Here is a 13,170-nt window from a genome sequence, read left to right as displayed (position 1 = left end):
ACGCGTTTTTGTGCTGGCCCGGGAATCCGCTAGAGTTCAACACGTCGCCGGGACGCGCAAGCCGAACGGAAACGACACGCGGACGTAGCTCAGTTGGTAGAGCGCAACCTTGCCAAGGTTGAGGTCGCCAGTTCGAACCTGGTCGTCCGCTCGCAGGAAGAGGGGGATCATCCCGAACCCCCACACTCCTGGTGGAGTGGCCGAGAGGCGAGGCAACGGCCTGCAAAGCCGTCTACACGGGTTCAAATCCCGTCTCCACCTCCAAGGACGATTAGCTCAGCGGGAGAGCGCTTCCCTGACACGGAAGAGGTCACTGGTTCAATCCCAGTATCGTCCACTGGTCCGCAAGGACCCGATCCATCTGGATCCCCGCGCGATTAGCTCAGCGGGAGAGCGCTTCCCTGACACGGAAGAGGTCACTGGTTCAATCCCAGTATCGCGCACGCAGTACGCACCACCCGCACCATCTGCAGGTTCACCTGCGCGATTAGCTCAGCGGGAGAGCGCTTCCCTGACACGGAAGAGGTCACTGGTTCAATCCCAGTATCGCGCACCAGCCGAAGCCCCCGGCCGTCTCGTACGGTCGGGGGCTTCGTCGTGTCAGGTCGTTCCTCCGGTCGTGCTCAGGAGGAGAAGAGCATGTGGCCGAAGCTCTTGTGGCGGTGGTGACCGCCGTAGTGACCGCCGCCATGGCCGCCTCCGTGTCCGCCGTGCTGCGGGGCGCCCCACGCGGGCGCGGGCGCCGAGGGGTAGGCCTGCGGGGCGGACGGGGGCGGCGCGGGCTGCGACCACTGGGACTCCACGCGCGTCAGCGCCTCCAGCTCGCCGTAGTCCAGAAATATCCCGCGGCAGCCGCTGCACTGCTCGATCTGGACGCCATTGCGGTTGTACGTGTGCATCGGCGCATGGCACTTCGGACACTGCATGCTCGGCTCAACTCCTTGCCGTTCGGTACCGCTTCCACCAGGACAGACACTGTCCTGCCTCGAACGGTTGCACCCTACGCCGTCGAGCCGTGCGCCAACTCGGGCGGGACGGCTCCCATTCGGTCACAGGCGTCGATCACGGCCTGCTGCACCTCGTCCAAGGAGCGCTCCTCCCCCACGGACTTGGCGATCGCCAGGGCCGCGGTCTGCACGGTGAGGGCGCGGGCCGCCACGTCCAGGGCGGGCCAGGAATCGCCGTCGGCGGGCACGGCCGGGCCGCCGGCACGTCGGTAGGCGGTCAGGAAGCGGGTCCACTCGTCGGGCGGGAGCAGGCCGCAGGCGTACCAGGCGGCCGGGCGGGCCAGGTCCCAGGTCGGGACGCCCACGCCGAGGTCGTCCACATCGATGAGGAGCCAGGAGCCGTTCGGCGCGGGGTGGCGGACGAGCTGGCCGAGGTGCAGGTCTCCGTGACAGAGGGTCCCCGCGGGCGGCATGGGGGCCTCGGCGCGGGCCCAGGCGGGCAGGGCCGCCCAGGCGCGCAGTACCGGGGTGGTGGCCGGATGCGGGCCAGCCGCCCGCATCCGGGCGATCGCCCGGGCCGCCTTGGCGGGGCCCCGCATGGGTGGCAGGCCGTCCGGCGCGGGGGTCCGGTGGAGGCGGGCCAGCAGGGTCGCGGCGGCCTCCCAGGGAGCGGCCTCGGGGGTCTGCGGGTCGACCGGGGTGCCGTACGGCCAGAAGGTGACCAGGCGGCCGTGGAGGTCGACGGGCTTCGGGCGGAGCGGGGTGAGGAGGATGCCGGTGAGGGCGGGGTGTGCGGCGAGCTCGAGACGGCGGGAGAGTTCGGCGGGGTCCGTGCCGGGGGCGTGGGCCTTGGCCACGGTGTCGCCGTGGCGGACGACGGTGCCGTCGTGGCGGTCGGCCAGGACGGAGTCGTGGTGTGTGCAGGGGGTGTCGGCGGGGTGGGCCGCGGTGCGCGCCCCGGCGGTCAGGGCGGGAAGCACGTCTGCGGTCACGGGGCCCCCTGGGGTGTGCGGTCGGTACCTCGCGAGCGTACGTTCTCCGTCCCGGCGGTCCCTACCGTCCCATGCCTGGGGCTCCGCCCCCAGGCCCCGCGTGGGTTCGTCGGGTGCGGGTCGGTGGGGGCTGGGCGCGCAGTTCCCCGCGCCCCTGGGGGGCCGGGGCTGCGCCCCAGGCCCCCCATCGGCCTGAACGGCCTCGGCCCGCGATCGGGGAAACCGGTCCGCCCCCGCGTCAGGGCAGAACAATGCCCGCGCAGCTCCCCAGCTGCGCGGGCATTTGTGCCGTCCGCCGCACCCCCGTCCCCACGGGGTTTCATGGCCGGATGTCCCCGCCCGGACCGCTCTTCCGGGCCTGGGACGCCGCTCAGCGCCCCAGCATCACGCCCACGGACGACGCTTGTGTGACCACTGCGTCCCAGCCGCCGAAGACGACTACGAGCAGGGCCGCCAGAGGAAGGACCATCGCTGTCGCCACCAAGGGGTGGCGCTGACCCTGACGACGCGGGCGGAACGCGGCGCTGTACGCCTTGCGTCCTGTGCGGATCGCCGTCCGCGGTGCCGTGTGGGCCATGGTCCCTCTCCTGACCGAGCATCTATGTGGTTTGGCAGCGGCGGGTGTCTGACCTCGGGGGACGAGTGCTGCACCCGCCGCTTGACCTCAAATCTATGGGCGCGGCGGCGATCGGTCGTCATGCCCTCGTACCGATTGCCGGGCCTCCCGGAGGATGAGCGATGACCTGCGGTGTACTCCCCTGGGTGGAGATGAGGACCTAGGTCTCAGGGTCTTCCCGGAGGGGGCGTCCGGTGTGCCCGGACTGTTCCGAGCTGTCCTCCCTCGGCACCGGCTGCTCGACCAGCGCCAGCACCCGGGTCGCCATGAAGCGGGCGGTGCGCACCACTGATCCGCTTCGGGTGACTTCGCTCACTTCCACCACCCCCCGGCGCACCGCGGTCTCCACTCTGCGACCCGCCCTGCTCGCCACCACCTCGTACGTACGCGTCGTGTCCCCGGCGTCCACGACTATCTCCACGCGATCACCCTTCACAGGTTCAATCCCCCTTCTGCGATGGACGGTTGGGATCAAGGGCAGCCCAAAGCAGCCCTGTTCTCACATTCCCTGACCGTCTTTCAAGTTTCCCACCCGGCACTGACAATCGATCGGGCCGTGAGGGCGCGGCCTCTGCGCGCACCCGGCCGCGGAAACGTAAGCTGTGGCTCGTCAAACGGACCGGGCAGCGGGGATGGACATGGCGATGATGCGCCTGAGGCGCGAGGACCCGCGTGTCGTCGGCTCGTTCAGGCTTCACAGGCGGCTCGGCGCGGGTGGAATGGGCGTGGTCTACCTGGGCTCCGACCGCCGTGGTCAGCGGGTCGCGCTGAAGGTGATCCGACCGGATCTGGCGGAGGATCAGGAGTTCCGGTCACGGTTCGCCCGCGAGGTCTCGGCGGCCCGGCGGATCAGGGGCGGGTGCACGGCGCGGCTCGTGGCCGCCGATCTCGAGGCGGACCGGCCCTGGTTCGCCACGCAGTACGTGCCGGGGCCCTCGCTGCACGACAAGGTCGCCGAGGAGGGCCCGATGTCGGCCGCCGACGTGGCCGCCGTCGGGGCCGCGCTCTCCGAGGGGCTCGTCGCCGTGCACGAGGCCGGTGTCGTGCACCGGGACCTCAAGCCGTCCAACATCCTGCTGTCCCCGAAGGGGCCGCGGATCATCGACTTCGGCATCGCCTGGGCGACGGGGGCGAGCACCCTGACGCACGTCGGTACGGCGGTCGGCTCGCCCGGGTTCCTCGCGCCCGAGCAGGTGCGCGGCGCCGCCGTCACCCCGGCCACCGACGTGTTCGCGCTCGGCGCCACGCTGGCGTACGCGGCGACCAACGACTCCCCCTTCGGACACGGCAGTTCCGAGGTGATGCTGTACCGAGTGGTGCACGAGGAACCGCAGCTGCACGGCGTTCCGGACGCGTTGGCTCCGCTCGTCCGCGCGTGTCTGGCCAAGGACCCCGAGGAGCGCCCCAGCACGCTCCAACTCTCCCTGCGGCTCAAGGAGATCGCGGCCCGCGAGGCGCAGGGCATGGCGGACGTCCGCCCGCCCGCGCAGCGCAATGATCCCGACCGGCCGACGGGGCGCCTGGCCGAGCAGTACGCCGAGCAGCCCACCCAGCGCCGCCCGCAGGGCACACCGCCGCCGCGCACGGGCGGCACCAACGGGGGCTCACGGCCGCCGCAGTCGGGTGCGCGACCGGCGCCCGCCCGGGGTACCGGACGCTCCGGCAGCAGGCCCGCGCCTCGCAGCGGCGCCGGGCGTCCCGCCCCCCGGACCACGGGGACCGGGCGGCGGCCGGCCAATCCGCGACTGCTGCGTCAGCGGCTCTTCGTGTTCGTCGTGGTGACGCTGCTCGTCGCGCTGGGCATCGCGGCGGCGCAGGGCTGCCAGGGGCCGGCACGCGGGCTGGACGACGGGGGCACGCGCAAGGACGTACGACAGGGGCAGTCGTCGTACGCGCCGGCGCCCGGCGATCCGCTGGCCGAGCAGCAGCACCGGAGCCGACTGGACAGGCTCTAGGTCCGGTCGTTCGGATCAGGTCGTTTCGGGCGGCGGGGCTTGATCGGTGCCCCGCGGCCCAGGCCTGATCCAAGCGACAGGACCTAGGGGCCGGGTCCTGGTCGCTTCGGAGTCGGGCTAGAGCTGGGGGCGGCCCGTTGCGACCGCGTAGAAGGCGACCGCGGCCGCCGCGCCGACGTTGAGCGAGTCGACGCCGTGGGCCATCGGGATGCGGACCCATTCGTCCGCCGCCATCAGGGCCTTCGTGGACAGGCCGTCGCCCTCCGCGCCCAGCATCAGCGCGACCCGGTCCATCCGGTGCGGGGCCGCCTCGTCCAGGGACCTCGCCTTCTCGTCCGGGGTGAGGGCGAGCAGGTTGAAGCCGGCGTCGCGGACCGTCTCCAGGCCCTTGGGCCAGGTCTCGAGACGGGCGTACGGGACCGAGAAGACCGCGCCCATCGAGACCTTCACGGAGCGGCGGTAGAGCGGGTCCGCGCAGTCCGGGGAGAGCAGGACCGCGTCCATGCCGAGGGCCGCGGCGGAGCGGAAGATCGCGCCGATGTTGGTGTGGTCGTTGACCGCCTCCATGACGACCACCCGGCGCGCGGACCGCAGGAGTTCCTCGGCCGTCGGCAGCGGCTTGCGTTGCATGGACGCGAGCGCGCCGCGGTGCACGTGGTAGCCGGTCACCTGTTCGGCGAGCTCCGGGCTGACCGCGTACACCGGGGCCGGGAGCTCGTCGATGACATCGCGCATGACGTCGACCCACTTGGCGGACAGGAGCATCGAGCGCATCTCGTACCCGGCGTCCTTGGCGCGTCTGATGACCTTCTCGCCCTCGGCGATGAACAGGCCCTCGACGGGTTCGCGCTTGCGGCGCAGCTCCACGTCGGTCAGGCCCGTGTAGTCACGCAGACGCGGGTCGTCGGGGTTCTCAACGGTGATGAGATCGGCCACAGGGTGATACTGCCTTGTCCTGAGTGCGGTGCCAACGGCTGGGCACGGGTTGGGTTACCGGTGGTTACTCGGAAGCGTTCAGCGGGCTGCGCACACCCACGTTCACGACCTCGCCGATGACGATCACCGCCGGGGGCTTCACGTCCTCGGCGCGTACGGTCTCGGCGACCGTGGCCAGGGTCGCGTCGACGCGGCGCTGTGCGGCGGTCGTGCCTTCCTGGACCAGGGCGACCGGGGTGTCGGCCGGCTTGCCGTGCGCGGTCAGGGTCTCGGCGATCCGGCCGATCTTGTCGACGCCCATGAGGACGACGAGCGTGCCGCGCAGCCGGGCGAGGGCCGGCCAGTCGACGAGGGATCGCTCGTCGTCGGGGGCGACATGACCACTGACCACGGTGAACTCATGTGCGACACCCCGGTGGGTGACCGGGATACCGGCCGCACCCGGCACCGAGATCGAACTGGAGATGCCGGGGACGACCGTGCAGGCGATGCCCGCCTCGGCGAGCGCCTGGGCCTCCTCCATGCCGCGGCCGAAGACGAACGGGTCACCGCCCTTGAGCCGGACGACCGACTTGCCCTGCTTCGCGTGCTCGATGAGCGCGTTGTTGATGGCCTCCTGGGCCATGTACCGGCCGTAGGGGATCTTCGCCGCGTCGATCACCTCGACGTGCGGCGGGAGTTCGGCGAGCAGGTCGCGCGGGCCCAGGCGGTCGGCGATGACCACGTCGGCCTCGGCGAGCAGTCGCCGGCCGCGGACCGTGATCAGGTCGGGGTCGCCGGGGCCGCCGCCGACCAGGGCGACACCCGGGGTGCGGGTGCGGTGGTGGGGCGCCACGAGGGTCCCGTCGCGCAGTCCCTCGACCACCGCGTCGCGGATCGCGGCGGTGTGGCGCGGGTCGCGGCCCTTGGCGTTCGTGGTGAGGACGGCGACCGTGACGCCCTCACTGTGCCCTGTGGCCGGGGTCCAGGCGGTCGCCGCGTCGGCGTCGTCGGAGCGGACGCACCAGACGCGGTGGCGCTCCGCCTCGGCGGAGGCGTCCGCGTTCGCCTGCCGGTCACTGGTCGCGATCAGGGCGTACCAGGCGTCGGCGAGGTCGCCGTCCTCGTACGGGCGCTTCGTCCAGGCGATCTCGCCCGCGTCCGCCATCGCCTCGACGGAGGGGGTGGCCTCGGGTGACACGAGGTGGATGTCCGCGCCTGCCGCGATGAGCGCCGGGAGGCGGCGCTGGGCGACCTGGCCGCCGCCGAGGACGACTACACGGCGACCGGTGAGGCGGAGGCCTACGGGGTAGGCGGGGTTTTCGGCCATGGCGGTGCGGCTCCTCGTACGGGGCCGCTGCGCTCGGCTGGGGCGGCCTTGACGTGCTGTTTTGGGTGCGGGTCCACGATACGGCGGGGGCGGGAGGGGCTCCTTCCCCAAGCCCGCCCCGTCCCGGCAGTGACACGGTGCGGCTCCGCCGCGTGGGGGCTGCGCCCCCGAACCCCCGCGCGAGCGGGTGCGTCGTCGGTCTACTTCTCGGTGACCCCTGCGGAGTCGAACGTCGCCACCTCGTGCATCGCCCTCGCCGCGCTCTGGACCACCGGCAGCGCCAACAGGGCGCCTGTGCCCTCGCCGAGGCGCAGGTCCAGGTCGACCAGGGGGCGCAGGCCCAGCTTGTTCAGGGCGGCGACGTGGCCGGGCTCGGCGCTGCGGTGACCCGCGATGCAGGCCGCGAGCACCTCGGGGGCGATGGCGCGGGCCACGAGGGCGGCGGCGCCGGCGCTGACGCCGTCCAGGATCACCGGCGTACGCAGGGAGGCGCCGCCGAGGAGCAGGCCGACCATGGCGGCGTGTTCGAGGCCGCCGATCGCGGCGAGGACCCCGATGGGGTCGGCCGGGTCCGGCTGGTGGAGTTCGATGGCGCGGCGCACGACCTCGGTCTTGCGGGCGAGGGTCTCGTCGTTGATGCCGGTGCCGCGGCCCGTCACCTCGGACGGGTCGGTGTCCGTGAAGACGGAGATCAGGGCCGCCGACGCCGTGGTGTTGGCGATGCCCATCTCGCCGGTCAGCAGGGCCTTGTTGCCGGCCGCCACGAGGTCGCGGGCCGTCTCGATGCCCACCTCGATGGCGGCCGTGACCTCTTCGCGGGTCATCGCGGGCCCGGTCGTCATGTCGGCGGTGCCCGCGCGGACCTTGCGCGGGAGGAGACCCGGGGTCGCGGGGAGGTCGGAGGCGACACCCACGTCGATGACGCAGACCTCGGCACCCACCTGGTTCGCGAAGGCGTTGCAGACCGCGCCGCCGCCCAGGAAGTTGGCCACCATCTGGCCGGTGACCTCCTGCGGCCAGGGGGTGACGCCCTGGGCGTGCACACCGTGGTCGCCCGCGAAGATCGCGACGGCGGCGGGCTCCGGGATCGGCGGCGGGCACATCCGGGACAGGCCGGACAGCTGCGCGGAGATGATCTCCAGCATGCCGAGCGCGCCCGCGGGCTTGGTCATCCGCTTCTGGCGCTCCCACGCCTCACCGAGCGCCTTGGCGTCCAGCGGGCGGATGTTGGAGACCGTCTCGGCGAGCAGGTCGTGCGGCTCCTCACCGGGCAGCGCGCGACGGCCGTACGTCTCCTCGTGCACGACCCAGGACAGCGGGCGGCGCTTGGACCAGCCGGCCTGCATCAGCTCCGGCTCCTCGGGGAACTCGTCGACATAGCCGACGCAGAGGTACGCCACCACGTCCAGGTGCTCGGGCAGGCCGAGGGCGCGGACCATCTCACGCTCGTCGAAGAAGCTGACCCAGCCGACGCCGAGGCCCTCGGCGCGGGCCGCGAGCCACAGGTTCTGGACCGCGAGCGCGGAGGAGTACGGGGCCATCTGGGGCTGGGTGTGACGGCCCAGGGTGTGACGGCCGCCGCGGGTCGGGTCGGCGGTGACGACGATGTTCACCGGAGTGTCGAGGATGGCCTCGATCTTCAGTTCCTTGAACTGCTTGGCGCGTCCCTTGGGCAGCGACTTGGCGTACGCCTCGCGCTGACGGGCGGCCAGTTCGTGCATCGTGCGCCGGGTCTCGGCGGAGCGGATGACGACGAAGTCCCAGGGCTGGGAGTGGCCCACGGACGGCGCGGTGTGCGCGGCCTCGAGGACCCGCAGCAGCACGTCGTGCGGGATCGGGTCGCTGCGGAAGCCGTTGCGGATGTCGCGGCGCTCGCGCATCACGCGCAGTACGGCCTCGCGCTCGGCGTCGTCGTAGCCGGGGGCCGCGGGGCCGGTGGACTCTCGTACGTCTTCCACTGCGGCCGTGCTCTCTTCCTGGTCGGCGACCTGGGTGTCCAGGTCGTCCGCTTGCTGTGCGACTACTACGGGCTCCGGGTCCGCCTCGAACGGCTCCGGTACGGGGGGTGTCTCGGCTTCGGCCTCGCGGGGCGCGGGAACCGGGGCGACGGGCTGCGCCTCGATGGGGGGCTCCGCCTCGGCGAGAGGGGCGAGGTGAGCCTCCTGGCTCTCCACCGCCACCGCTGGGGGCTCTTCGGCCGGGGGTCGCTCCTCCGTGGGCAGCGGCGGCACGGTCATGGCGTGCGGCGGGGTCGGGGCCAGGTGCGGGGTCGTCGGCACCGTGCCCTCGACGGGCACGAACCGGCCGAGAGACTGGTCCGCGGCGGATTCCAGGGGGGCGCCCTGGAATCCGGGTGCGCCTGCCGTGTCGCCGGGGCGGTGCTCGCCGTGCGACTGGTGCGTGGCCGCGTGCGGCGCCTGAGCGTGGGCGGCGACGCCGACCGGCACACCGGCACCGGCCTCCGCGAACGCGGCATGGGCCTCCGCGGGGGCCGCGAACTGCGCGGCCTGGACCGGGAAGGCCTCGACGCCGGGGAGTGCCTGTCCGTACGAGTCGTCCGCTACGTGCGCCACCTGGGCCTGGGCCTCGGCGGCGGCGTGGGCGGCGGACACCACGAGGGGTTCCGGGGCGAACTCGGGCTGCGGGGCCTCCACGAGGGACGCCGGCTCCGCGCCGGTGTCCGCCAACTGGACCACGGGTTCCGGAGCGTGGGCACCCGCCTCCGGGAACCGAGCGGCCTGAGCCGGGAACCGGGGCGCCTGGTCCACCGCGTGGGCGACGGGCTCGGCGAGGTGGCTGGCCTGGTCCGCGAGTTGGGGGGCCTGTTCGGTGACGTGCGGCTCGGCCGCGGGCGTCGACCGCGGGTCCTGCGCGGGCTCGAGCACCTGCTCGGTCGCCGAGGGCTCCCCCGCCTCGGAAACCTGCGCCGGGGTGTCGGCGAGGTGCCCGGCGGTGTCCTCCGCGGTCGGGGCCAGGTGCGGGAGGCCCTGGGCGACCGGGAAGGGTGTCGAAGCGGCGGTGGCCGTCGGGTCCTCGGGGGCCGGGAAACCGTCCGGCGCGGGCGCGGCCTCAAGGCCCACCGCCGCCTCAAGGCTCGGCTCGGCCTCAGGGCCCGGCGCCACCTCGAAGCTCGGCGCCACCTCGAAACTGGACTCGGCCTCAAAGCTCGGCCCGGTCTCGGGGCTCGGCGCGACCTCCACCGCCTGCTGGACGAAGTGACCCTCCGACGCCTCGGGCATGTGGGCGGTCTCCGGAGCCTGGGGCACCTGCGCGAATCCCTGGGCCTCGACCTCCTCGACCGCTTCCGCGGCCTGGGGAACCGGGGCGAATTCCGCGGGCTCGGCGGCCTCCGCGACCGGCGCCGCCTCCGGCAGCGTCGGCGCCTCGACGACCGCTCCGGCCTCGGGGCCCTGGACGGCCGACGGGACGACCGTTTCTGCTGCCGTCCCCTCGGGACCCACCGACGGCGCTCCCCACGGCACCGCGCCCTGCGGCGGGATCTCGGAGAGCTGCGATACGTCGAGGTACTCGGGACCGGTCGTCGGGGGACCCGCGTGCCGTACCGGAGTTGGCGGAGTCACGGGGTTCATCGGGGTGGCCAGGGGCGCGGCGGCGGGGCCGCGGTCGGCGAGCGAGCGCACCGGACTCGCGGAGCCGTCGGGAGTCGGCGGCCCGAGGTGCAGCGGACGGCGCGGCGCCGTCGGTTGCGGGGCGGCCGCGAGGCCGGGTACGCGGACGCCACTGAGGTCGAGCGAACCGCTGTCCCGGCCGGCCGTCTCGTGCGGACCCGGCTCATGGACGAGAGGCTGCTCCTCGACGAGGGGCTGCGGGGGCGGCGAGGCCACCTCGTTGCCCCACGCTCCCTGTGCGCCCGGCATGAGAAGCAGGTCGTCGTCCTCGGCGGGGTTCTCGGAGGGGTCGAGGAAGGTGTACGCGCCCGGGGCGGAGACGCCCGGCTGCTCCACCATGCCTGCGTTCTCCGGCAGTCCCTCGCCCGGGACCTGGCCGGTGTCGGTCATGCGTACCCCTCGCCCATCGGTTAGTGCTTCCAAGTCCTGCTCGCCCGGAACGGCGCACCGACCGCCCCGCAGTGAAGAACGAGCGTGCGTGCCCAGCGGCACGAACGACCGGCAAACAAAGACGACAAAGCCATTAACGGGCATTGTCCCGGTCGTCCGACCCTCGCGACAGCTTGATCCGCGACGGCCCGCTGTGGACTGCGCCACGTTGCGCGTCCTCAGGTTCTGCCGTACCACACACGCCTCAAAACGGGCGCGTTTTCCGGACATTGGCCTACGAAAGGCCGATCGCCCTGGAGCGGTACAACGATCGGCCAGCCTACCGCGCGCAATACGACAACAGGATCACGGGTTGCGATCGGGCAGACGGCCTGTGAGCAGGAACGCGACGCTCCGCTCGGTCTCCGTCCAGGCTCTTGTGTCGAGTTCGACGGACTGAATGAGGGCGCATTCGACCTGATATCCGTGCTCGCTGAGATCACGTCCCACGAGTTCGGCCGCGTCGCGGGTCGCCGCGTGCGTCACGATGCGCTGCGGACGGCGGTCGGCGACGGCCGAGACGACCTGCACTCCCCCGCCGCCGACGCGTACGACATCGGGTTCGGGGAGGTTCTCCAGGATGTGCGGCGCGGTGCCGTGCACGATCTGCATCTGGACGCCGTAGCGGCGCGCGGAGTCCTCGGTGCGGGCGCAGGAGCCGGGGTTGCGGTCGACGGCGATGACCGCCGCGCCGGTGCGCGCCGCCTCGGTGGCGAAGGCGCCGCTGCCGGAGCCGATGTCCCACACGAGGTCTCCGACGCGCGGGCCCAGCCGGGCGAGTTGGGCGGCGCGCAGCAGATCCGTTTCGCCTTCGCCCAGTGCGCCGCCGTACGCCTGGGCGGGCAGCGCCCAGCCGCGCGGTCCGGCGCCCGGGTCGCGTCCGGCGATCCAGCCGCCGTCCTCGGCCGCGGCCACGAAACCGCCGATGACGATGACGACGTTGGGGTCGCGCCAGGTGTGGTCGGCGGCCTTGTCGGAGGTGAGGATGGTGACCCGCTCGCTCGCGGTGCCGAGTTCCTCGCAGATGACGAAGGTGCGGTGGACTCCTTCGAGGAGCAGGCCGAGTTCGGCGGGGCCGGCGCCGGGCGAGGTGAGGACGGCGACCTTGGTGTGGGCGCGGCAGACGTTCACCGCGCGGCGCAGGGTGCGGCGGTGCGCCACGACCACCTGTGCGTCGTCCCAGGGCATGCCGGCGCGGGCGAAGGCCGCGGCGACCGAGGAGACGGCGGGCACGACTTCGACCTCCAGGCCGAACTCGGGGGCACGCAGGGTGCGTACGACTCCGAAGAAGCCGGGGTCGCCGTCGGCGAGGACGACGGCGCTGCCGCGGTGGCCCGCGATGCGGCGGGCGGCGAGGGAGACGCTGCCGAGGCGGATGCGTTCGGCGGCCCGGGGTACCTCGGGGAGCGCCAGGTGGTGCGCCGCTCCGGCCACCAGGGTGGCCGCGCCGAGGGCGGAGCGCGCCGCGGCGGTCAAGGGCGAGCCGTCCCAGCCGATCACCGTGACCCGGTCGGCCATCGTCGTCAGTCTCCAGAAGGTTTTCGCAGGTCGTCGGTGGGCAGCCCGCGGGCGGGCTCCGTGAGGGTACCTGGTCTTGCTGGGTGCGGGCGCACAGGTCGCTGCCGGGTGGGAGCGGTTCTTCCCGGCGCGGTGCGGGACGTCCCCCCGGATTCGGCGCGGGGAATCCCGCCGGTTCAGTTCCAGTCGGAGAACGACGTGAAACCACCCGTGTCGGCGAGCTGGTCGCCGACTCCGTCGAGGTCCTCCGGGAGGAGGCTCCAGACGATGAAGTCGGTGCGCAGGTCCACCCAGCGGCCGTCCTCGGTGCGGGTGTGCGCTATACAGGCGTTGCGCAGGACGCCCTCGCTGATGCAGCCGATCTTCTGGGCGACCTGCTGGGAGGCGGTGTTGTCGGCCGCCGTGCGCAGTTCGATGCGCTCGAACTTCTGGTCGCGGAAGAGCCATTGGGCGGTGGCGAGCGCCGCCTCGGAGGCGTAGCCCTCGCCGCGGGCCCAGGGGGCGATGACGTACGACAGTTCGGTGGAGCGCACATGCCAGTTGGTCTTGGCGAGTTGCACGATGCCGACCAGGCGCTGGGTGAGGAACTCGGTGACGGCGAGGTCGAGTCCCCGGCCCGCGGTGCGTTCGGTGGGCGCGTACTCGGTGATCCAGGTACGGGCCGCGTCCTCGGTGTAGGGCTGGGGCACGTCGGTCCAGGCCCCGACCTGCTCGTCGTTCATCATCGCGGCCAGGGAGGGGACGTCGTCCTCGTCGAGCGCACGCAGGACCAACCGCTCCGTGCTGATGGAGATGTCGGGGAAGGTGCTGGTCATGCGCCGCTCCGTAACCGTCGGGGA

Annotated in this window: 10 protein-coding genes and 5 tRNA genes; 6 read left to right on the top strand and 9 right to left on the bottom strand. The window is 72.8% G+C overall.

Going from position 1 to position 13,170, the window contains the following annotated elements; all coding sequences use genetic code 11:
• The first annotated feature begins 78 nt into the window (after nt 1-78).
• The 5 genes from ACZ7M3_RS20585 to ACZ7M3_RS20565 all read left to right on the top strand — a co-directional run bounded on the left by ACZ7M3_RS20585 (nt 79) and on the right by ACZ7M3_RS20565 (nt 556).
• Nucleotides 79-151, top strand: a tRNA-Gly gene (locus tag ACZ7M3_RS20585).
• A gap of 39 nt (nt 152-190) precedes the next feature.
• Nucleotides 191-264 (top strand) — tRNA-Cys (locus tag ACZ7M3_RS20580).
• Between the two features lies 1 nt (nt 265).
• Nucleotides 266-337 (top strand) — tRNA-Val (locus ACZ7M3_RS20575).
• A gap of 34 nt (nt 338-371) precedes the next feature.
• A tRNA-Val gene (locus ACZ7M3_RS20570) sits at nt 372-443 on the top strand.
• Nucleotides 444-481: 38 nt separating this feature from the next.
• Nucleotides 482-556 (top strand) — tRNA-Val (locus ACZ7M3_RS20565).
• A 67-nt stretch (nt 557-623) separates the two neighbouring features.
• On the opposite strand, the gene ACZ7M3_RS20560 is transcribed toward ACZ7M3_RS20565, so the two are convergent.
• The 4 genes from ACZ7M3_RS20560 to ACZ7M3_RS20545 all read right to left on the bottom strand — a co-directional run bounded on the left by ACZ7M3_RS20560 (nt 624) and on the right by ACZ7M3_RS20545 (nt 2,991).
• Nucleotides 624-926, bottom strand: a complete 303-nt coding sequence (locus ACZ7M3_RS20560; protein ID WP_095855748.1) for a TFIIB-type zinc ribbon-containing protein — start codon at nt 924-926, stop codon at nt 624-626.
• A 74-nt stretch (nt 927-1,000) separates the two neighbouring features.
• Nucleotides 1,001-1,939: an aminoglycoside phosphotransferase family protein gene (locus tag ACZ7M3_RS20555; protein WP_472064979.1), complete on the bottom strand. Its 939-nt coding sequence runs from the start codon at nt 1,937-1,939 to the stop codon at nt 1,001-1,003.
• A gap of 370 nt (nt 1,940-2,309) precedes the next feature.
• Complete coding sequence (locus tag ACZ7M3_RS20550) at nt 2,310-2,516, bottom strand: hypothetical protein (RefSeq protein ID WP_054230606.1); 207 nt, start codon at nt 2,514-2,516, stop codon at nt 2,310-2,312.
• Between the two features lie 199 nt (nt 2,517-2,715).
• A complete protein-coding gene (locus tag ACZ7M3_RS20545; RefSeq protein WP_060902353.1) occupies nt 2,716-2,991 on the bottom strand; it encodes a hypothetical protein in 276 nt (91 codons plus the stop codon).
• Between the two features lie 196 nt (nt 2,992-3,187).
• Here ACZ7M3_RS20545 and ACZ7M3_RS20540 point away from each other — a divergent pair, with 196 nt between their 5' ends.
• Complete coding sequence (locus ACZ7M3_RS20540) at nt 3,188-4,510, top strand: serine/threonine-protein kinase (protein ID WP_472064978.1); 1,323 nt, start codon at nt 3,188-3,190, stop codon at nt 4,508-4,510.
• A 117-nt stretch (nt 4,511-4,627) separates the two neighbouring features.
• Here ACZ7M3_RS20540 and ACZ7M3_RS20535 read toward each other — a convergent pair whose 3' ends face one another.
• The 5 genes from ACZ7M3_RS20535 to ACZ7M3_RS20515 form a co-directional block, all read right to left on the bottom strand.
• A complete protein-coding gene (locus ACZ7M3_RS20535) occupies nt 4,628-5,446 on the bottom strand; it encodes a TrmH family RNA methyltransferase (protein WP_060902351.1) in 819 nt (272 codons plus the stop codon).
• Between the two features lie 64 nt (nt 5,447-5,510).
• Nucleotides 5,511-6,755, bottom strand: a complete 1,245-nt coding sequence (cobA, locus tag ACZ7M3_RS20530) for a uroporphyrinogen-III C-methyltransferase (RefSeq protein WP_450429764.1) — start codon at nt 6,753-6,755, stop codon at nt 5,511-5,513.
• A gap of 200 nt (nt 6,756-6,955) precedes the next feature.
• Nucleotides 6,956-10,774 carry a nicotinate-nucleotide--dimethylbenzimidazole phosphoribosyltransferase gene (cobT, locus tag ACZ7M3_RS20525; protein ID WP_472064976.1) on the bottom strand — a complete coding sequence of 1,273 codons (3,819 nt, stop codon included), beginning with the start codon at nt 10,772-10,774 and terminating at the stop codon, nt 6,956-6,958.
• Between the two features lie 345 nt (nt 10,775-11,119).
• Complete coding sequence (cbiE, locus tag ACZ7M3_RS20520; RefSeq protein ID WP_472064974.1) at nt 11,120-12,331, bottom strand: precorrin-6y C5,15-methyltransferase (decarboxylating) subunit CbiE; 1,212 nt, start codon at nt 12,329-12,331, stop codon at nt 11,120-11,122.
• 176 nt (nt 12,332-12,507) lie between these two features.
• Nucleotides 12,508-13,146, bottom strand: a complete 639-nt coding sequence (locus tag ACZ7M3_RS20515; protein WP_075027597.1) for a GNAT family N-acetyltransferase — start codon at nt 13,144-13,146, stop codon at nt 12,508-12,510.
• Nucleotides 13,147-13,170 lie beyond the last annotated feature (24 nt).

The sequence above is a fragment of the Streptomyces sp. NPDC111656 genome, from assembly GCF_055656965.1.
This window is presented reverse-complemented; position numbering and strand designations above follow the sequence as displayed.